Source organism: Alteriqipengyuania triglochinis, assembly GCF_054655655.1.
The window spans coordinates 556,515-575,593 of record NZ_BAAHNC010000001.1; the positions used below are offsets into that span (position 1 = coordinate 556,515).

At 66.2% G+C, this 19,079-nt stretch carries 24 protein-coding genes; 6 read left to right on the forward strand and 18 right to left on the reverse strand.

What is annotated here, in order from left to right:
• Window positions 1–31 precede the first annotated feature (31 nt).
• The 3 genes from ACYQ0L_RS02775 to rarD all read left to right on the forward strand — a co-directional run bounded on the left by ACYQ0L_RS02775 (window position 32) and on the right by rarD (window position 4,112).
• Window positions 32–1,447, forward strand: a complete 1,416-nt coding sequence (locus ACYQ0L_RS02775; protein ID WP_459787395.1) for a protein adenylyltransferase SelO family protein — start codon at window positions 32–34, stop codon at window positions 1,445–1,447.
• A gap of 102 nt (window positions 1,448–1,549) precedes the next feature.
• Window positions 1,550–2,965, forward strand: coding sequence for a succinylglutamate-semialdehyde dehydrogenase (astD, locus tag ACYQ0L_RS02780; protein WP_459787396.1), 1,416 nt, complete (start codon window positions 1,550–1,552; stop codon window positions 2,963–2,965).
• Between the two features lie 235 nt (window positions 2,966–3,200).
• Window positions 3,201–4,112: an EamA family transporter RarD gene (gene rarD / locus ACYQ0L_RS02785; protein WP_459787397.1), complete on the forward strand. Its 912-nt coding sequence runs from the start codon at window positions 3,201–3,203 to the stop codon at window positions 4,110–4,112.
• A gap of 7 nt (window positions 4,113–4,119) precedes the next feature.
• Here rarD and pyrC read toward each other — a convergent pair whose 3' ends face one another.
• Window positions 4,120–5,157: a dihydroorotase gene (gene pyrC, locus ACYQ0L_RS02790; protein ID WP_459787398.1), complete on the reverse strand. Its 1,038-nt coding sequence runs from the start codon at window positions 5,155–5,157 to the stop codon at window positions 4,120–4,122.
• A 207-nt stretch (window positions 5,158–5,364) separates the two neighbouring features.
• Here pyrC and ygfZ point away from each other — a divergent pair, with 207 nt between their 5' ends.
• On the forward strand, window positions 5,365–6,108 hold the full coding sequence (ygfZ, locus tag ACYQ0L_RS02795) for a CAF17-like 4Fe-4S cluster assembly/insertion protein YgfZ (protein ID WP_459787399.1): 744 nt from the start codon (window positions 5,365–5,367) through the stop codon (window positions 6,106–6,108).
• A 146-nt stretch (window positions 6,109–6,254) separates the two neighbouring features.
• Here ygfZ and ACYQ0L_RS02800 read toward each other — a convergent pair whose 3' ends face one another.
• Entirely contained in the window at window positions 6,255–6,860 is a 606-nt protein-coding gene (locus tag ACYQ0L_RS02800) for a TetR/AcrR family transcriptional regulator (RefSeq protein WP_459787400.1), read from the reverse strand.
• 124 nt (window positions 6,861–6,984) lie between these two features.
• On the opposite strand from ACYQ0L_RS02800, the gene ACYQ0L_RS02805 reads away from it, so the two are divergent.
• On the forward strand, window positions 6,985–7,833 hold the full coding sequence (locus ACYQ0L_RS02805; protein WP_459787401.1) for a metal-dependent hydrolase: 849 nt from the start codon (window positions 6,985–6,987) through the stop codon (window positions 7,831–7,833).
• A 30-nt stretch (window positions 7,834–7,863) separates the two neighbouring features.
• On the opposite strand, the gene ACYQ0L_RS02810 is transcribed toward ACYQ0L_RS02805, so the two are convergent.
• The 3 genes from ACYQ0L_RS02810 to rplU all read right to left on the reverse strand — a co-directional run bounded on the left by ACYQ0L_RS02810 (window position 7,864) and on the right by rplU (window position 9,342).
• Window positions 7,864–8,415, reverse strand: coding sequence for a GNAT family N-acetyltransferase (locus tag ACYQ0L_RS02810; RefSeq protein WP_459787402.1), 552 nt, complete (start codon window positions 8,413–8,415; stop codon window positions 7,864–7,866).
• A 155-nt stretch (window positions 8,416–8,570) separates the two neighbouring features.
• Window positions 8,571–8,840: a 50S ribosomal protein L27 gene (gene rpmA, locus ACYQ0L_RS02815; RefSeq protein ID WP_010414272.1), complete on the reverse strand. Its 270-nt coding sequence runs from the start codon at window positions 8,838–8,840 to the stop codon at window positions 8,571–8,573.
• A 34-nt stretch (window positions 8,841–8,874) separates the two neighbouring features.
• The gene (gene rplU, locus ACYQ0L_RS02820; protein ID WP_459788026.1) at window positions 8,875–9,342 is read right to left on the reverse strand and encodes a 50S ribosomal protein L21; all 468 of its coding nucleotides are present in this window, start codon (window positions 9,340–9,342) and stop codon (window positions 8,875–8,877) included.
• A gap of 202 nt (window positions 9,343–9,544) precedes the next feature.
• Here rplU and ACYQ0L_RS02825 point away from each other — a divergent pair, with 202 nt between their 5' ends.
• Window positions 9,545–10,120: a hypothetical protein gene (locus tag ACYQ0L_RS02825; RefSeq protein WP_459787403.1), complete on the forward strand. Its 576-nt coding sequence runs from the start codon at window positions 9,545–9,547 to the stop codon at window positions 10,118–10,120.
• A gap of 61 nt (window positions 10,121–10,181) precedes the next feature.
• Here ACYQ0L_RS02825 and ACYQ0L_RS02830 read toward each other — a convergent pair whose 3' ends face one another.
• From ACYQ0L_RS02830 to ACYQ0L_RS02890, 13 genes are all read right to left on the reverse strand, one after another.
• Window positions 10,182–10,703, reverse strand: coding sequence for a hypothetical protein (locus tag ACYQ0L_RS02830; RefSeq protein WP_459787404.1), 522 nt, complete (start codon window positions 10,701–10,703; stop codon window positions 10,182–10,184).
• A gap of 94 nt (window positions 10,704–10,797) precedes the next feature.
• Window positions 10,798–11,265 carry a molybdenum cofactor biosynthesis protein MoaE gene (locus tag ACYQ0L_RS02835; RefSeq protein WP_459787405.1) on the reverse strand — a complete coding sequence of 156 codons (468 nt, stop codon included), beginning with the start codon at window positions 11,263–11,265 and terminating at the stop codon, window positions 10,798–10,800.
• Window positions 11,265–11,507 carry a MoaD/ThiS family protein gene (locus ACYQ0L_RS02840; protein ID WP_459787406.1) on the reverse strand — a complete coding sequence of 81 codons (243 nt, stop codon included), beginning with the start codon at window positions 11,505–11,507 and terminating at the stop codon, window positions 11,265–11,267. Before ACYQ0L_RS02840 ends, ACYQ0L_RS02835 begins: the two co-directional genes overlap by 1 nt.
• 12 nt (window positions 11,508–11,519) lie before the next feature.
• Window positions 11,520–12,560: a GTP 3',8-cyclase MoaA gene (moaA, locus tag ACYQ0L_RS02845; protein WP_459788028.1), complete on the reverse strand. Its 1,041-nt coding sequence runs from the start codon at window positions 12,558–12,560 to the stop codon at window positions 11,520–11,522.
• Window positions 12,541–12,921, reverse strand: coding sequence for a Rossmann fold domain-containing protein (locus ACYQ0L_RS02850; RefSeq protein ID WP_459787407.1), 381 nt, complete (start codon window positions 12,919–12,921; stop codon window positions 12,541–12,543). The genes moaA and ACYQ0L_RS02850 overlap by 20 nt, the downstream gene beginning before the upstream one ends.
• A gap of 1 nt (window position 12,922) precedes the next feature.
• Window positions 12,923–13,294, reverse strand: a complete 372-nt coding sequence (locus ACYQ0L_RS02855; protein WP_459787408.1) for a dihydroneopterin aldolase — start codon at window positions 13,292–13,294, stop codon at window positions 12,923–12,925.
• A gap of 10 nt (window positions 13,295–13,304) precedes the next feature.
• Window positions 13,305–14,189 (reverse strand): class I SAM-dependent methyltransferase, encoded by an 885-nt coding sequence (locus ACYQ0L_RS02860; protein WP_459787409.1) that lies wholly within the window; start codon window positions 14,187–14,189, stop codon window positions 13,305–13,307.
• Entirely contained in the window at window positions 14,189–15,589 is a 1,401-nt protein-coding gene (gene thrC / locus ACYQ0L_RS02865) for a threonine synthase (protein ID WP_459787410.1), read from the reverse strand. Before thrC ends, ACYQ0L_RS02860 begins: the two co-directional genes overlap by 1 nt.
• Window positions 15,589–16,230 carry an SURF1 family protein gene (locus tag ACYQ0L_RS02870; protein WP_459788030.1) on the reverse strand — a complete coding sequence of 214 codons (642 nt, stop codon included), beginning with the start codon at window positions 16,228–16,230 and terminating at the stop codon, window positions 15,589–15,591. The genes thrC and ACYQ0L_RS02870 overlap by 1 nt, the downstream gene beginning before the upstream one ends.
• 144 nt (window positions 16,231–16,374) lie before the next feature.
• Window positions 16,375–17,244: a cytochrome c oxidase subunit 3 gene (locus ACYQ0L_RS02875; RefSeq protein WP_459787411.1), complete on the reverse strand. Its 870-nt coding sequence runs from the start codon at window positions 17,242–17,244 to the stop codon at window positions 16,375–16,377.
• Window positions 17,245–17,306: 62 nt separating this feature from the next.
• The gene (locus tag ACYQ0L_RS02880; protein WP_459787412.1) at window positions 17,307–17,900 is read right to left on the reverse strand and encodes a cytochrome c oxidase assembly protein; all 594 of its coding nucleotides are present in this window, start codon (window positions 17,898–17,900) and stop codon (window positions 17,307–17,309) included.
• Entirely contained in the window at window positions 17,900–18,052 is a 153-nt protein-coding gene (locus tag ACYQ0L_RS02885) for a hypothetical protein (protein ID WP_459787413.1), read from the reverse strand. Before ACYQ0L_RS02885 ends, ACYQ0L_RS02880 begins: the two co-directional genes overlap by 1 nt.
• The gene (locus ACYQ0L_RS02890) at window positions 18,049–18,999 is read right to left on the reverse strand and encodes a heme o synthase (protein ID WP_459787414.1); all 951 of its coding nucleotides are present in this window, start codon (window positions 18,997–18,999) and stop codon (window positions 18,049–18,051) included. Before ACYQ0L_RS02890 ends, ACYQ0L_RS02885 begins: the two co-directional genes overlap by 4 nt.
• Window positions 19,000–19,079 lie beyond the last annotated feature (80 nt).

Genomic DNA, 19,079 nt, shown 5'->3' on the forward strand with positions numbered 1-19,079 from the left:
CGAAGCTGCGCGCGGGCCCACTATTGCCGCGATGGCCGACAAACCGCAACCGCACCGCGCCGCTCAATCCAGCGATGCCGCCTCCCCCCCGATCCTGCGCCTTGCCGACTGGATCGCCGATCCGGTGGAGCCAGCCGATTTCCCGCGCACCGATCTGCGCTGGCGCAATGATCGCGCCGCGAAGCAGATCGGGCTGGATCGGCTGAGCGACGCCGACTGGCTCGCCCATTTCGGCAGGTTCGAACCGCTGCCCGGCAATCTGGAGCGACCGCTCGCCCTGCGATATCACGGGCACCAGTTCCGCGTGTACAATCCGGACATCGGCGACGGGCGCGGGTTCCTGTTTGCGCAGTTCCGGGACGAGTCGGGCCGCCTGCTGGATCTGGGCACCAAGGGGTCGGGCCGCACGCCCTACAGCCGCACTGCCGACGGGCGTCTGACACTCAAGGGCGCGGTCCGTGAACTGCTGGCAACCGAAATGCTCGAAGCTCTGGGCGTGGAGACGTCGAAGACCTTTTCCATCGTGGAAACGGGCGAGGCGCTGATGCGGGGCGACGAACCCTCGCCCACCCGCTCTGCCGTCCTGACCCGCCTCAGCCACGGCCACATGCGCATCGGCACCTTTCAGCGGCTGCTCGCGCATGACGAGCCGGATCATATGCGCGAACTGGTCGAATACTGCCTCGCGACGTTTCCGGGCCCCATGCCGCCCGAAGATGCGCCGGACCGCGATGACCCGGCGGTGCAATTGCTCCATCAGGTGGTCGAACGGCTGGCGGATCTCGCAGCCAGCTGGATGGTCGCGGGTTTCGTGCACGGGGTACTCAATACCGACAACATGAATGTCTCGGGCGAAAGCTTCGACTACGGCCCCTGGCGCTGGCTGCCCCGGTGGGAACCGGGCTTCGTGGCGGCCTATTTCGATCATGCGGGGCTCTATGCCTTCGGTCGTCAGCCCGAAGCGCTCGGCTGGAACTGCGCCCAGCTGGCGACCGCCTTGCGCCTGGTCGCGCCTGCGGAAGGACTGATAGCGGCGCTGGAAAGGTTCGGGCCGCTCTATGGCGAGCACCTGCGCCGCCGGTGGTTGTGGCGACTCGGGGTCGAGCCGCGCGGCGAACAATCCGATGCAGCGCTGATCGCTGCTTGCGAACGCGCCATGCGCGAGAACGGGACGCAGCCCGATGCCTTCTTCTTCGCCCATCGGCGCGGACAATCGGCGGGCGAGGAACTCACGGCGACCCTTGCGGATTACGATGCGATACCGACTGAACACCCGTACTGGCAGGAGGACGCGCCGCAGAGCATGCTGATCGACGAGGTGGAGGCAATCTGGTCCGCCATCGACGAACGCGACGACTGGCAACCGCTCTACACCAAGGTCGATGCGTTGCGCCGGATGGGCGAGGCGCACGGTCCCGCACCCCAACCTGCTGCAAACACCGCCTGAGCAACTAAGGTGACGAATTCATGAAACCGCGCTAGTGCGCGCGTGCCACCCATCAGGAGCGGCACAGAATGCCGTCACGAAGGAACCGAGGAACTGCCCGGAGTGCCACTTTCCGAAATCGCTTCGTTCGAACCCGCCAGCGGGCGGGAACTTTTCCGCGCGCCGATCGGCGACGTGGATGAAACCATCGCCAGGGCGCGCGAAGCCTTCCCCGGCTGGGCCTCGCGCCCCGTTGCCAACCGGATGGAAGTGCTGCGCCGCTTCGCCAACGAGGTGCGGGCCGCCGCCGATGAATTCGGCGAACTGATCGCCCGCGAAACCGGCAAGCCCCTGTGGGAAGCCAAGACCGAGGTCGAGGCCGTCATCAACAAGGTCGAGATTTCGATCAGCGCCTATATGGAGCGCACGGGGCAGAAGAAGCTCGACAGTGCGCTTGGCGGCACCGCCGCGCTGCGCCACAAGCCGCACGGCGTGATGGCGGTGCTCGGCCCCTATAATTTCCCGGCACACCTTCCCAACGGCCACATTGTCCCCGCGCTGATCGCGGGCAACACGGTCGTGTTCAAGCCGAGCGAGAAAACCCCTGCGGTCGGCGCGATGCTGGTCGAGTGCTTTCACCGCGCCGGGATCGACAGGAACGTCGTCCAGCTGCTGGTCGGCGGACCCGACGAAGGCAAGGCGCTGGTCGCGCATCCCGAAGTCGATGGCATCCTGTTTACCGGCAGCGCGCAGGCGGGCATCGCGATCAACCGCAAATGCGCGACCAATCCGGGCAAGATCCTGGCGCTGGAAATGGGCGGCAACAACCCGATCGTTGTCACCAGGACGCCCAAGATCGAGGACGCGGCACTCATCATCGCCCGGTCCGCGTTCACCACCGCCGGCCAGCGCTGCACCGCCGCCCGGCGCCTGATCGTGACCGAGGACATGTACGACGAGACGGTCGACGCCGTGAAAGCGCTGACCGCGAAGATGATCGTGGACGAACCCTTTGCCGATCCCCAGCCCTTCATGGGCTGCGTGATCGACAACCAGGCCGCCGACCAGCTGACCGAGAGTTTCCTCTACCTGCTGTCCAACGGCGGCAAGGCGATCCGTCACCTGCGTCGTTTGAGCGAGGATACGCCATTCGTCGCGCCCGCGCTGATCGACACGACCGCGATGGAAGAGCGGCCCGACGTCGAGCTGTTCGGGCCGCTGCTGCAGGTGATCAAGGTCCCCGATCTAGACGCCGCCATCGTGGAGGCGAACAATACGCGCTTCGGCCTGTCGGCATCGCTGGTCGGTGGCTCTCCGGAAGACTACAACCACTTCTGGGCCAATATCCGCGCCGGGATCGTCAACTGGAACCAGCCGACCAACGGCGCATCGTCCAAGGCACCGTTCGGCGGCCTCGGCCTGTCGGGCAATCATCGCCCCGCAGCCTATTATGCCGCAGATTACTGCGCCTACCCCGTCGCCAGCAGCGAGATCGGGCAACCCCGCGCCAGTCTTGGTGTCGGCTTCAAGGTCGACTGAATTGCCGGGCAAAGTGAAAACGCCCCGACACAGGCAGTGCCGGGGCGCCTTCCGCGACGCTGGTGGGACGCCGCGCTCTGGCCCTCGCGGACGAAGGCCAAGATCGTAAATTCATGCCGTATCCGGAGAGTTGCGCCGCAGCGGCCTCGAATCGGTAGGCGTTCATAAATAACCAACCCAACATGAACGGATAGCAACGCTTGTTCGGGCTTTCGTACAGGACTAGGGCGCGCGGGTGACCGATGATCCCACCGCCCGGCCGCAGGGCTTGCCATATGCGCTTGGCGCGTACCTGATCTGGGGCTTCCTGCCCGTATACCTGCTGCTGGTGAGGCAGGTGCCGGCCTTCGAATTCGTCGGTTGGCGAATCATCTGGACGCTGCCGATCTGCCTTCTCATCGTGGCTTTTCGCGGCCAGATGCCGGCGCTTCGCGAAGCGATGGCCGATCGCCGCGCGCTGCTTATCCTCACGCTCAGCGCCACGTTGATCGGGATCAACTGGCTGGTCTATGTCTGGGCGATCCAGAACAACCAAGTGCTCGCCGCGAGCCTTGGGTACTACATCAACCCGCTGGTCAACGTGCTGCTGGGCACGCTGGTCCTCAAGGAGAAGCTCAGCCGCGCGCAGTGGGTGGCGGTGGGCCTCGCTGCGGTGGGCATCGTCGTGCTGGCCGCCGGTGCGATCACGACCCTTTGGATCAGCCTCACCCTCGCTTTCAGCTTCGGCACCTACGGCTTGCTCAGGAAACAGGTGACGGTGGGCGCACTGCCGGGCCTGACGATCGAGAGCGCGGTCCTTCTCTTTCCCGCCATGGGCGTCGCGGCGTGGTACTGGGCGAGCCCGCAAGGCTCTTCCTTCGACGATTCGCTCGGGCTGTCGCTTGCCATCATGCTCGGCGGGCTACTGACCGCGATCCCGCTGCTGATGTTCGCCATCGCCGCGCGGCGGATGGACTATTCGGTCCTCGGCTTCGTGCAGTTCCTTGCGCCGAGCATCGTCTTCATCCTCGGCCTGACGCTTTTCGGCGAGGAACTGCGCCCCGCGCAGGCCTTCTGTTTCGCGTGTATCTGGCTGGCCGCGGGCGTGTTCGTGTGGGACCTGCTCGCGAGGCGACGCGCGGCGCGCAAACCACCCGCGATCGGCTAAGCCGCCGCTAGCCTTCGAAACTCCACGCCATCGCGTGCCCGGCCATGAAGGGCACGACCTGCGATCCGGCAGCTGGAATGCTCTGCGGCACATCCTGCTTGCGCCGGGCCAGCGTCACCGTACCGGCATTGGGCTCGAGCCCGTAGAACCGCGGCCCGTTGAGCGAGGCGAAGGCTTCGAACCGGTCGAGCGCGCCTTCCTCGTCGAAGACCTGCACATAGGCCTCGAGCGCATGGGGCGCGTTGTAGATGCCCGCGCAGCCACATGCGCTTTCCTTCGCATGCTGTTCGTGCGGCGCGCTATCGGTGCCGAGGAACACCTTGCCCGAGCCGGAGGTCGCGAAACGGCGCAGCGCCAGCCGGTGCTCCTCGCGCTTGGCGACCGGCAGGCAGTAGGCGTGCGGCCGCATCCCGCCGACCAGCATCGCATTGCGGTTGATGTGGAGGTGGTGCGGCGTGATTGTCGCAGCCACAGTTCCCCCACTGCCTTCGACGAAATCGACCGCATGGCGGCTGGTGATATGCTCGAAGGCGATCTTCAGCTGCGGCAAATCGCGGTGCAGCGGCGCGAGAATCCGTTCGATAAACACTGCCTCGCGGTCGAAGATGTCGATTTCTGCGTCGGTCACCTCGCCGTGGACGCACAGCACCATGCCGACCTCGGCCATCGCCTCGAACACAGGGCGCAGCTTGCCGATATCGGTCACGCCATGCGCCGAGTTCGTCGTCGCATTGGCGGGATAGAGCTTCGCCGCGGTGAACACGCCATCGCGATAGCCGCCGATCAGATCGGCCGGATCGGTATCGTCGGTAAGGTAGGCGGTCATCAGCGGGGTGAAGTCCACGCCTTCAGGCACCGCCGCCACGATCCGTTCGCGATAGGCGCGCGCCGCCTCTGCCGTGGTGACGGGCGGCGTGAGGTTGGGCATCACGATCGCGCGGGCGAACTGGCGCGCGGTCGCGCCCACCACGCCTTGCAGCATCGCGCCATCGCGCAGGTGCACATGCCAATCGTCGGGGCGGCGGATCGTGAGGCTTGTCGTCATGCCCTGCGCCCTAGCCCAACACGCCTGCGCAGGGGAGCCCTGACACACCTGACACAGTGTCCTGGAGCGAAAAAATCGACCCCGCCCGTCCTGCTGGAAGAAGCGGCGGCAAAGTCGGATGGATGCTCATCCCCGCGACACTACCGGCGCAGCCAGATGTAGGACAGCGGGCTGGCGTGAGACGTGCACCGCCCCTATCTCCCCTGCATGACCTCAACCCGCCTCGAAAACCGCGCCGTGATCCGCCTCAGCCCGACCGAACCGGGGGAAGATGTCGCCGGGTTCCTGCAGGGCCTGCTGACCAACGACGTCACCGGGACCCTGCCCGCCTATGCCGCGCTGCTGAGCGCGCAGGGCAAGACGATGTTCGACATGATCGTGTGGCCGGGCCGCGCGGGTGAGCATGGTGCGACGATCCTGCTGGATTGCGAGGCGGATGTGGCGGACGACCTGGCCAAACGCCTGTCGCTCTACCGCCTGCGCCGCAAGATCGAGATCGTGCGTGACGAGAGCCTGGCGGTGCACTGGAGCGCCGAACCGGCCGGGCCGCACCCGGCCGACCCGCGCCTGCGCGATCTCGGCGCCCGATGGATCGCGCCTGCCGACCACGGCGAGCCTGCCGACGCGGCATGGCTGGCGCACCGCCTCTCGCTCGGCGTGCCGGAGGGCCGGGCCGAGCTGGGCGACATCCTGTGGCTGGAAACCAATGCGGTGGAACTGCACGGGGTCAGCTTTTCCAAGGGCTGCTATATCGGGCAGGAAAACACCGCGCGAATGAACTGGCGCCAGAAGGTCAACCGACGGCTGGTGGTGGTCCCGCTCGACCGGTCCGAGGAAAAGCGGCGCAAGGCCGCATATCCGGATCTGGGACTTGCCGTCGATCACCTCCGGGTGGCGGATATTCCTGCCGACGTCGTGCCATCGTGGATGCGTCTCGAGGCGGCGGAGTAGCGGCAATCGCAAAATTACGCGTCACCCCGGGTCTGACCCGGGGTCGGTGCCGCTTCTTTTCTGCGAACCAGAAGGAAAGCACTGGCACGGATCAAGTCCGGGCCGACGTATGCGCATCGGTGCATTGGTAACACGAAGCGGCGAGGCTAGACCGCTGTCCGGCCCGATTCCGCGAGCGAGTCGACCACGAACCGCTCGGCAATGTCGCGGGCGGTCTGGTCAGGCAGTTTGAGTGCGGATGCCAGCGGCGATCCTATCAGCGACTGGCCCAGCGCCAGCAGCACCACCGTCAGCGTCGCCTCCAGCGCATCGCGATCCGCCGGGTGGCCGGTGCCCTGCTCTTCCGCCTGGATCGTCTCGATCATCTCGTGGATCGCTTTTGCGAAAGGATCGAGCGCGTCCTCGTGCCCTGTGGCCAGCAGCCAGCTGACCAGCGCGCCGCCGCCCTCGCCATCGAAAGCGTCGAAGGCCTGATCGACGATCATGCGTGGGGACGCGGCGCCCACCCTGCCTGCGCGGATTGTCGCCGCGATCCGGTCGCACACGTTCTGCGCCAGATAGGCGCCCAGCGCGTGCTGCAGCCCCGCCGCAGACCCGAAGTGGTGCAGCAGATTGGCATGGGTGCGCCCGACACGCGCACCAACGGCTTTCAGGGTTACGGCCTGCGGCCCGGCCTCGATCAGCAGATTGCGGGCAGCTTCGAGCGCTCCGGCGCGCGATTCCTCGGGACTCAGACGTTTACGGGTTGCCATCGCGGTTTCGTAGTCTGGCGGGGCCTGCGCAGCAAGGAACCTCCTACTGACATGTCTGTTAATGCTACTGACATTGGTGTAAGTTAGACTGGCGCCACGCAGCAGATAGTATGGATTCGTCATCATGACCGCACCCCACCCTGCCCTTCCCGATCCCGCCGCGGTCACCGTTCGCGACGAGCGCTTCAACCGCACGAGCACGCCGCCGCGCTGGTGGGCGGGCGAGCCCTTCGGCACCGCCTGGCACAATGCGCTGTCGGGCACCTTTCCGCGCGGCGAGGCTTTCTTCATCGAATCGGTAAAGGCCTTCCGCGAAGGCACCGATGCCAAGCTTGCAGGCGAGATCCGGGCCTTCGTGAAGCAGGAGATCAACCACACGCGCGAGCACATCGCGTTCAATCGCCTCGCCGCCGATGCGGGTTACGACATGGACATGGTCGACCGGCGCACCGCCGAACTGCTGGAGCTGGCCAAGGGCCGGCCCGCGATCGCCAAGCTCGGCGTGACCATGGCGCTGGAACACTATACCGCGATGATGGCGCACGAATTCCTCGCCAATCCGCAGCATTTCGCGGATTCGGACGCGGAAGTGCGCAAGATGTGGGAATGGCACGCGGTCGAGGAGATCGAGCACAAGGGCGTCGCCTACGACGTATGGAACCACGCGACTCGCGAGTGGAGCGGCCTCCAGCGCTACCTGCGCCGCAGCATCATCATGCTTGAGGTGACGCGGCGCTTCATCAACAACCGCTGGATTGATGCGACCGAGCTGCTGGCGCAGGACGGGATCACGGGTGCGCAGGCCCATTGGGGGCTGGCGAAGTACCTGTTCGGCTCGCCCGGCGTGCTGCGCCGCTGCTTCCCCGCCTGGCTCGACTACTTCCGGCCCGGGTTCCATCCGTGGGACCACGACGATCGCGAACTTATCGGCAAGTACGAGGGCGATTATGCAGACGCGCTGCTGCCCGCCTGATCCGAAGATCAGGCGGGACGGCGCACGGCATCACGCCGCCGCCGGCAGCGCACGCTCCACTTCCAGTTCGAGCGCGTAGCCGATCGTCTGCGCTTCGTAGCCGCGCGCGAGGCTGTAATGCCCGCCGGTCTTCCCGGTCGGGCAGAAGCCTGCCTTGCGCAGCACCCGGCCCGATGCGGGATTGTCGAGGAAATGGCTCGCGACGACCCGCGGATGGCCGGTGGCACGGGCGATCTCGACCATCGCGCGGGCGGCCTCTCCGGCATAGCCGCAGCCCCAGTGCCGCCGGGCGATCCAGTAGCCCATCTCCATCGTGCCGTCTCCGCCGCCCTCTTCAGGCGGGAGCGGACCGATTCCGATGCAGCCGATCACTTCGCCGGTGTCGGCAAGGGTGATGACGAAACGCGGGGCGTGGCCTGCGAAGGGCGTCGCGCACCATTCGCGCGCGTCCGAATCGGCATAGGGCCACGGCGCGGTCGCGAGATTGCGCACGATGCCCTCGTCGGCGATGCCTGCGCGCACCGCCTGCCAGTCTTCGGGCCAGGGTGGCCGCAACAGCAGCCGTTCGCTTCTGTGAAACATCGTGACGTCTCCCCGGGCCCGGTCCTTCCTGAAAGAACCGAACCGACGAGGGAGACGAAAAAAGGGAGACGGGGCCGGCCCCCTCTCCCTCGATGGCCGGATGCTACCTCCGGCGGGGCCGCCTCGTTGGACGGCCCTGTTCGTGAACCGTCCGCTTATTCTGCCGCTTGCGCCAGCATGTCGACCGATACGTATTTGCGGCCAAGCTTCCCGTCGTGGAAGCGTACAATACCGTCGGTAAGTGCAAAGAGGGTGTGGTCCTTGCCCATGCCGACATTGCTGCCCGCATAGAACTTGGTCCCGCGCTGGCGCACGATAATGTTGCCCGCGACAACGCCTTCGCTGCCGAACTTCTTCACGCCGAGGCGGCGGCCTGCCGAATCGCGACCGTTGCGCGAAGAGCCGCCTGCTTTCTTATGTGCCATTGGTCCTGGTCCTTACCTACGTGGGGCCGCGCGCTTACGCGTCGCCCGAATCCTTGTCCGCCGCCTTCTTGGCGGGAGCCTTCTTGGCCGGAGCCTTGGTGGCTGCGGTCTTCTTCGGCGCGGCCTTCTTGGCTGCGGGCTTGTCTTCCGCAGGCGCTGCGTCGGCCTTCTTCGCGGCGGGCTTCGCGGCAGCCTTCTTGCTGCCTTCACCCACATCGAGGATGCGCAGCAGCGTCATCTGCTGGCGATGGCCGGCCTTGCGGCGATAGTTGTGACGGCGGCGCTTCTTGAAGACGACCACCTTTTCACTCTTCGCCTGGGCGATGATTTCCGCCGAGACGGACACCTTGCCGGCATCGGCCAGGCTGTCGCCTTCGCCTGCGAGCAGGACGTCGCCCAGGGTGATCGTGTCGCCGGCTTCGCCAGCAAGCTTCTCGACCGCGATTTTGTCTCCGGCGGCAACCCGGTATTGTTTGCCGCCCGTGCGCACCACTGCGAACATCGGTTTCAACACTTTCAATCGTTTTGCTGTGACGCCAACCCTAACGGGAAAGCGTATCGGCAGGCAACACATCAGTGTGCCCCCCAAAGAAAGGCGCGCTTACGGTATGGTCTGGGCAAAGTCAACGCCGGGGGCGCGAGAAAAGCCACCAAACACGCCATCGCCCCTACCGCCAGCCCCAGCGCATGCTAAGGACACCGGCATGAACGCCTACCGCATAGCGATCGCGCTTGCCAGCGCCCTGCCCCTCGCGGCCTGCGCCACCGCGCCCGACAGCGCCTACCCCTCGCTCGCGATCCGCGATGCGGAGCGGGCGACCGGCCATTATCCCGCCGCCGGTGGAGACTGCGCGGGAATGGAAACAGGCGCAGAGACCGGCGCAGACGGCGTGGAAGGCCAGTTCGACCCTGCCGAGCCCGCGCCTGCGCCGCCGCCGCCGCCGGAACTCTCTTCCGATCTCGCGGAACGGGTCGCGCAGCTGGAGGCCATGGCGCGCGAAGCGCATGCCGATTTCGAGCGCGCGGTGCCCGCCACCCGCGCCGCCTTGCGCGGGCGCGGCTCGGTCGGCTCCAAGAGCTGGGGCCGTGCCGAGGTCGCCTACGCAAATCTCCGCTCGATCCGCGCGAGAACCGCAATCCCGCTGGCCGATCTCGACACGCTGGTCGCCACGCGATCGGTGGCAGACGAGCCGATTGACGAGATCGTGTCCTCGCGCGACGCGATTGGCGCGCTGCTTACCCAGGAAGACGCGGTGCTGAGCGAACTCGCCCCGCGTTAGTCGCACAAAAAAGCGCGGGGGCGGTGGCCGCCCCCGCGCCTGTCGCGCCGATGTACCCCCATCAGGCAGCGACAATTCCCGCGATCACCAGCACGGTCATGCCCCAGGCCACGATGAGGACCGGCAAGATCATCATCTGCACGACCGCGTCGCGGCCCTTGAGCAGCCCGGTATGGGTCGCAATTCCGCCCTGCATCAGCTGGCCGATCGTCTTGGGCTTGCTGGTGCGCACCGGAGCGGCCTTCAGCCACAGCGCGGGTGCCGCGAACAGAGCCACTATGAAGAACGCGAAGATCGCCATCGGCAGGGCAAGGCCCGGGGTGGAGAGGCCGAAGCCCAGCACCGCGATGAAGCCGAGGTAGAGCGCCACGGTCGTCGCATAGAGCGCGGTGGGCATCTCGAAGGTCCGGTCGACGTCCTGTCGCAGGTTCGGCAACGCCGCCGCCGCTACGGGCGGTTGGTAAGCCGAGATCGCTTCGCGCAGGCCCAGATCGTGCTCTTCGAACAGCGCATGCTGCCCGGGCAGTTCCTTATGGACAATCGCCTTTTCGGCGACGAGTTCGCTGTGCAGGCGTTCCGACATGATCTTGCTCCTCACTATGTGTGAGAAGCTTTTGCCCCAGGGCGCGCATCCGCACCTTGATCTGGATCAAGTCCCGTCGGCTATTCGATTATTTTCACTGCCACCGGTTGCGGTCCGCGAAGTCGGTCGCGCGCGGCTCGACCCAGTGCCAGCCATCGGCCCGCTTTTCGCGCTTCCACAGCCACGCGGCGCTCTTGAGATAATCCATCAGGAAATCGACCGCGTGGAAGGCATCACGCCGGTGGCGCGCCGCAGCCGCGACCAGCACGATTCCCCCACCCGGGCGCATCACGCCGACCCTGTGCCACACGAGCACGCCATCGAGCGGCCAGCGGGTAAGCGCCGTGTCGGCAAGCTCGCGCATGCCCGGCAGGGTCAGCGGTTCGTAATGCATGAGTTCGAGGACGCGGACGTCCTCATCGGGCCGCACCTTGCCGAGGAAGGTCGCGACTCCGCCTGCCTCGGGGTGCGCGGCGTTGAACGCGGCCAGCGCCTCGCCCACCGAGAGCCCGCTTTCGAGCAGACGCACATCGGCGGGGGATTCGAGCGACAGGCGTGCCATCAGCCGCCGCTTACCGGAGGCAACAAAGCCACCTCTTCACCTGCCTGCGCCATCAGCGTGGTCTTGTCGGACAGCAATGTCCCGCCGGAGGCCACGTGGATTTGCGAATCCTTCAGCCGATCCGCCACGACGCGTGGAACCGCGCCGAGCAATCCTTCCCAGCACAGGGGTGCGGGCAGATCGAGCTGCTCCGTCTCTGCGAGATCGCGCAGGGGGCCCAAAAATACGACACGCACGGTCATTGGACGACTATCCTATCCTCCGGTCATAGACATGTGACGCGGCTGCGCGGGCCCGATCCCGGCACCGATGCGGAAATCGTGGGCATAGGGCTTAATCGCCATCGCTCGGTCCAGCGCCTCGGCAACCAACCGATCCGGCGAATCGGCGCGTAGCGCCGCGCGCAAATCGACCCGCTCTCCCCCGCCGAGACAGGGGTAGAGTTGGCCCGTGGCAGTCACCCGCAGGCGATTGCAGTCCGCGCAGAAATTCTCGCTCATCGGCGTGATGAAGCCGATCCGCCCGCCAGTTTCCTCGATGTCGAAATAGCGCGAAGGGCCGGGCGTGCGCGCACCGCTCTGGCGCAGCGTCCAGCGCGACTCGAGATCGCGGCGGACATCGGACAGCGAAACGAAGCGGTCCTCGCGGCGCTCGTCCACCTCGCCCAGCGGCATGGTCTCGATCAGGCTGATCGCATGGCCCTGTTCGTGCGCCCAGGCGATCAGATCGGGAAGCTCGGCGTCGTTCACCCCGCGCATGGCCACGGTGTTGAGCTTGACCTTCATCCCGGCATCGCGCGCAGCGGCGATCCCTTCGAGCACTTGGGGCAACGCATCGCGGCGCGAAAGCGCACGGAACGTCGCCGGGTCGCGCGTGTCGAGCGAGACATTGATCCGCCGCACCCCTGCCCTCGCCAGCGCATCGGCGTGGCCGGCAAGTTGGGTGCCGTTGGTGGTCAGCGTCACCTCGTCCAGCTCAGACCCGACATGGCGGCCGATCGCGCGCACCAGATCGACGCAGTCGCGCCGCACCAGCGGCTCGCCGCCGGTCAGGCGGATCGTGCGCACGCCGCGTGCCATGAAGCTGCGCGCCAGCACGTAAAGTTCTTCGAGCGACAGGACCTCCGCCTTGGGGAGGAACTGCATCCGCTCGGGCATGCAATAGGTGCAGCGCAGGTCGCAGCGATCGGTGACCGACAGGCGCAGGTAGGTGATCCGCCTCTGGTGCGTGTCGACCAGCGGCGCGCCCGTGCTCCGGGCGCCTGCGTCGAGGCGATCAATCGTCCGTGTCATCATCCCCAAGTCGGCCATCGCTGCCGCTCTCGCAAGGGGCGGTGTCCGCAAGCGGCAGATATTGCCCGGTAATGGCGGGCGCACGGGCGAGGAATTCCACCATCCGCGCCATCGCACCGCCTTCAAGGCCCGCGACGATATTGATGCAATTGTCCGGATGCGCGCGCGCGAGATCGCGTGCAGCGGCCCGCCGCCAGTCGGCATGATCGAACGGAGCGGGCTGCATCAGCACCATTACGAATTCGCTGTGGGCCGCAGCGCTGCGCACCTGTTCGACATAGCCGGCATGAAACGCCGCCGCGGCATCGAGCGCGGGTTCGGGCAGCGGCTCCACCCGGATCATCGCGGGTGCGGGGGTGGCCACCTCAAGGCCGCTCGCGGTGCAGCGTGATGCCGATCTTCTCGGCCCCGATGCCGATCGCCAGCTTCACGATATGCACGCTGACCGCCTCGATCCGCTGGTCCTGCAGGAACAGCGTTTCGCAGATATGGTCCGCCACCGCTTCGATCAGCTTGAAATGCACGCCTTCTGGCAGGCCTTCGACCGCGGCATGGCGCAGGTCCATGTAATTCTTGCTCGCATCGAGCGTGGTGTCCGCCTCGTAGCGCGGCTGCGGTTTCATCCGCACCTCGATCGTGATCCGCAGTGGCTGCGGCTTGCCCGTCTCTTCGGAATAAATGCCGGTGAGGACATCGGTCTCGATATCGGCAACGCGCAGGATGAGGGTGTCGGTCATGGTTTTCCTATCAGGCCGGATTGGTCCAGCGCGCGAAGATCGCGGTCGGGAGGACACGCCCCTCCCCTTCTTCGCGCACGCCCAGATCGCCGTGTTCGATCGTGCCCGGCGCATCGGCAAAAGCTTCGTCGAGCAGCGCGGCGAGCGCAAGGCTGCTCATCCGCACGGCATAGACGGTCAGGAACAGGAACCGGCTGTTCTCGTCGAGCAGGCGGCGGCAATCGGCGATCAGCGCAGGCAGGCCTTCCTCGATCCGCCACGTCTCGTTCTTTGGCCCGCGGCCGAACTTTGGCGGGTCGAGGATGATCCCGTCGTAGCGGTTCTCCCGCCGGACCTCGCGCGCAGCGAACTTGGCCGCATCATCGACCAGCCAGCGGACCGGGCGGTCCTCCATTCCGGCGAGCGCGGCATTGTCGCGCGCCTGCGCAACCGATTTCTTGCTCGCGTCGACATGGGTGACCGGGCCGCATTGCGAAAGCGCGAGCGTGCCGACGCCGGTATAGCCGAAGAGGTTGAGCGTCTGCGCATCCGGTCTGCCCGCCAGCTCGCCGCGCATCCATTCCCACACCGGGGCCATGTCGGGGAAGAAGCCGAGGTGGCGGAAGGGGGTGCACTGCGCGCGGAAGCGCACGTCGTCCCATGCGAGCTCCCACGAATCGGCGACTTCCGGCGACAGATCCCAGCGGCCACCGCCATCCTCGTCCGCACCGGGGACGAATTCGCCGTCCGCGTGCCAGTCGCTGTCGCGCGGGCTCCACATCGCCTGCGGCTCGGGCCGGACGAAGCGGTACCGGCCGAAGCGCTCAAGCTTGCGGCCGTGCCCGCTGTCGACCAGCCCGTAGTCCGCCCAGGGCTCGCCGATCATCAGCCGCGGTTCGAGGCGCAGCCGGGCCATCAGCGCGCCGCCGCGCCGGCGATATGATCGCGCACCGCCTCGTATTCGCCGGGCAGCGTCTCGTAACGCTCCTCCAGCGCGAACAGATCGCCCACGCGTGCAGGCAACGGAGCCTCGCGTTCAATCGCCTGCCCCACCGCGTCGGGGAATTTCGCCGGGTGCGCGGTGGCGAGCGTGACGATCGGTGCCTGCGGCTCAAGTTCTCCGGCCAGTGCGCGCGCTGCATGCAGGCCCACCGCCGTGTGCGGATCGATCACCTCGCCGCACTTTGCGTGCGCCCATTGCATCACCGCCAGCGTTTCTTCGGGCGTCGCCCGTTCGGCGGCGAACATCTGCGCAATCGCCTCGCGCTGCTGCGGATCGAGTGCGAGGCGGCCGGTCTCGGCAAAACCCGCCATCTGCGCGGCGAGCGCGCCAGCATCGCGTCCGTTCGCTTCGAACAGCAGGCGTTCGAAATTGGAACTGACCTGGATATCCATCGACGGGGTGATCGTGGCGAAGCTTTCACCGCGTGAGTAATCCCCGTCGCGGATCGCGCGGGCCAGAATGTCGTTCTTGTTGGTCGCAACGATCAGCCGCTCGACCGGCAGGCCCATCTTGGCCGCGACATAGCCCGCGAAGACGTCGCCAAAATTGCCGGTGGGGACCGAAAACGCCACCTTGCGCTCAGGCGCGCCCAGCTGGAGCGCGGCGGCGAAGTAGTAGACCACCTGCGCCATCAGCCGCGCCCAGTTGATCGAATTGACCGCGCCGATATCGAGCGTGTCGGTCAGCACGCTGTCCGCAAACATGCGCTTCACCATCGCCTGCGCATCGTCGAAACTGCCGCGAATCGCGATATTGTGCACGTTGCCTGCGCTCACCGTGGTCATCTGGCGGCGCTGGATCTCGCTCACCCGGCCTACCGGATGGAGCATGAAGATTTCGACATTGTCGCGCCCAGCCACGGCATGGATCGCGGCCGAACCGGTATCGCCGCTGGTCGCGCCGATGATCGTCAGCGGGCGCTCGCGCTTCTTCAGAAACCTTTCGAACAGCAGGCCGAGCAATTGCAGCGCGACGTCCTTGAAGGCCAGCGTGGGCCCGTGGAACAGTTCGAGCAGCCAGTGCTGCGCGTCGAGCTGGACCAGCGGCGTGACGGCCGCATGATCGAACCCGCCATAGGCCTTCGCGCACAGCTCGCGCAGCTCGTCTTCGGACAGGCTGCCTTCCACGAACGGAGCCATGATCCGCACGGCGAGTTCGGCATAGGGCAGCCCGCGCATCGCGGCGATCTCTTCGCCGGAGAATTGCGGCCATTCCACGGGCAGGTAGAGCCCGCCGTCGCTGGCGAGACCGGTCAGCGTCACGCCTTCGAAATCGAGCACGGGTGCGGTCCCGCGAGTGGAAACATAGCGCATCAGCTTTCCTCTACTTCACCCTGCCCCTCGTCCCGGGGCGCGCTTTGCCGCACGGTCCGCGAGGATTGCCCCAGCACCCGCTTTCTCACCGCAAGGCCGTAGATCACCAGCGCGGTGAGCGCGAAGAGAAACCATTGCCAGGCATAGGCCATGTGGTTGTTGGGCAGTTCGGAAGGATCGGGCCGCTGGAGCGGGAGCAGGCCTGCACGCGGCGGATCGGCCACGAGGCGCGGGCCCGGCGCGAGGATTCCCGTCACCTCGCCCCCGTTCCAGATCGGCCCGTTCGGCACACGGGTCCAGCCCAAGGCGATCCGCGCCGTGCCTCCGCCGGCTAGCTCGCATTCGGCCATCTGCGCCCAACCCTTCGATCCGCGCGCGTTGGTGCCGGCTACGGCGGTCAGTTCGGTAACGCGCGCGCACTCTACCGAACTGCGCCGGTAGAGTCGCTGTTCGAGGGCGTCGGCGTCATCGCCCGGCCAGGCGACCGGCTCCTCGTTCGAGCCTGCCGCGGCGTAGCGCGCCAGCAGCGCGTCCTTCTCGTCCGCGCGGCCCAGCTGCCAGAAGCCGAGCGCGATCATGATCGCAACGGCGAGCAGCACGATGATCGTGGCGACGGGCGGCAATCGGCGTAGGCTATTCATCATCACGCTTCGCCCGCAGCGGGGCCTTTTCCGGATTTCAGAGAGACGTTCAGTTCGCAACCAAGAGCGAAAAGGGCAGCCACGCGCACTGCGGGCTGCCCCTTCGTGTCGGCCCTGCGGCCAGCATCGGTCATCACCGGCTCATCAATGAACTTCGGCGCCCCAGCCACCCCAGACGTAGACGCTGATGAACAGGAACAGCCACACGACGTCGACGAAGTGCCAGTACCACGCAGCCGCTTCGAAGCCGAAGTGCTGGCGGGGCGTGAAGTGGCCCAGATAGGCGCGGCGCAGGCACACGATCAGGAAGATCGTCCCGACCAGCACGTGGAAGCCATGGAAGCCCGTGGCCATGTAGAACGCGCTCGAATAGGTGTTGCCACCGAAGCCGAACGGCGCGTGCATGTATTCGTACGCCTGGATGCAGGTGAACAGCACGCCGAGCGCGATCGTGGCCCACAGGCCCAGCTTCAGGCCGTCGCGGTCGCCATTGATCAGGCAGTGGTGCGCCCAGGTGACCGTGGTGCCCGAGCACAGCAGGATCAGCGTGTTGATCAGCGGCAGGTCGAACGGATCGATCACGTGCAGCCCTTCGGGCGGGAAGGTAGCGAGTAGCGCCGCGCCTTCCTGACCGATCACGTTCTGCCACAGGCCCTCGCCGATCGACTGGAGCGGCGCGGGGAACAGGGCGAAGTCGAAGAAGGCCCAGAACCAGCCCACGAAGAACATCACTTCGGACAGGATGAACAGGATCATCCCGTAGCGCATGTGCAGCTGCACGACCGGCGTGTGATCGCCCGCCTGCGCTTCTTTCACGATCTTGGAGAACCAGCCCCAGAAGGTCGCGATCAGGCCGGCAATGCCCAGCCCCAGGATCACCTGCCAGCCCGACAAGACGTCGTTGTGCATGTAGAACACCATGCCGGTCGTGAAGACGAGCGCCGACAGCGCACCCATGAAGGGCCAGATGTCGGGGGCGAGAATGTGATAATCGTGGTTCTTGGCGCCGGCCATTTTTCGTCTTTCCTATTCAGCGGCTCCGCCCTTACCGGGGCGGACAGCCGCGGTCCAGAGGGTCAGCTGTCTTCGGACGGTTTGCGGTGGAAGGTGTAGCTCAGGGTGATCTGCTCCACCCCTTCCATGTTGGGATCGTCCAGCGCCGCCGGGTCGACATAGAACAGCACGGGCATGCGTACTTCCTCGCCGGCCTGCAACGTCTGCTCGGTAAAGCAGAAGCACTGGATTTTGTTGAAATAGGGTGCGGCCTGTTCCGGCTCGACATTGAAGGTCGCCGTTCCGGTAATCGGCACGTTCGAATTGTTGCGCGCGATGAAGAAGGCGAGGTCGCGCGTGCCGATCTGCACGGTGTCGGTCGTATGCTCCGGCCGGAAGGTCCACGGCATCCCGCTCGCCGTGCTGGCATCGAAACGAATCGAGATCGGCGGCGCGCCGGAACTTTTGGCAATACGCTCTGCAATGGCCGCGTCGCTTTCGGATGCAACCTGCGTCGTCCCGCCGAACCCGGTGACCTGGCAGAACATGCGGTAAAGCGGCACCGCGGCAAAGCCCATGCCGACCATCACGGCCGCCATGAAGAACGCCATCACCCCTATGCGAAGGTTCTTCTTTTCGAGCGTACGGCCCGCGTTCTCGATCGCCGCACTCGCCATTAGTCACCCATCCTGACGATGGTGATGGCGTAGAACAGGATCGCGAAGAACAGCAGCACCCCGCCGATGGCGAGATTGCGGCCCTTGCGCGCTTCCTTGAAACGAGCCTCTTCCTCCGGCGTCATGCGGGGTGGACGGTTCTCTTCGCTCATCCGGTCGCTCCTGCGATTAGCCCTGCATTCTGCGCCAGACGATCGACCACCAGCGCCGCAAACAGCGCGAACAGGTAGATGATCGAGTAGGCGAACAGACGCTTTTCGGGCTTCATGGTGTCGTCCTGCCCAGTCGTGCGCGTGCCTACCGGCACTGCAAGAAGGGCGAAGAAGCCGGTCAGCACCAGCGAGACGACCCCATAGAGCATACCCGCCGTACCGAGATACCAGGGCGCGGCGGCCAGCGGGACCATGAAGATCGAATAGGCGAGGATCTGGTGGCGCGTGGCCCGTTCGCCACGGACGACCGGCATCATCGGGACGCCCGCCTTCGCATAATCGCTCTTTACGAACATCGCGAGCGCCCAGAAATGCGGCGGCGTCCAGAAGAAGATGATCGCGAACAGCAGGACCGGGGTCAGCGTGATGTCGCCCGAAACCGCGACCCAGCCGATCAGCGGCGGAAAGGCACCTGCCCCGCCCCCGATCACGATGTTCTGCGGCGTGCGCGGCTTGAGCCACATCGTGTAAACGACGACGTAGTAGAAGATCGACACCGCGAGGATCGCGGCGGCGAGCCAGCCGATCGCAAGCCCCATCGTCAGCACCGAGGCACCGCACAGGACGGCGGCGAAATCGCGCGCATCGTTCCTGCTGACGCGACCAGAGGGGATCGGGCGCTTGGCAGTGCGCTTCATCCGCGCGTCGAGATCGGACTCGTACCACTGGTTGAAGGCAGCCGCGCCGCCCGCTGCCAGCGCGATACACAGGATGGCGGTGAAACCGAGCACGGGATTGATGCTGCCGGGCGCAGCCAGCAGCCCGCACAGCCCCGTGAACACGACGAGACGCACGACGCCCGGCTTCGTCAGCGCGTAGAAGTCGCGCCAGTGGCTCGACATCGGCGTCGCTGCGGTCGGGGTCAGAAGAGTGGTGGTCGTGGTCATGGCTCAGTCGTTGTCGCGGGCGATCCGGCACGGCGTCGTGCCGAACCGGATCGCCAATTCTGCCACCCGCCCGCGAGTAT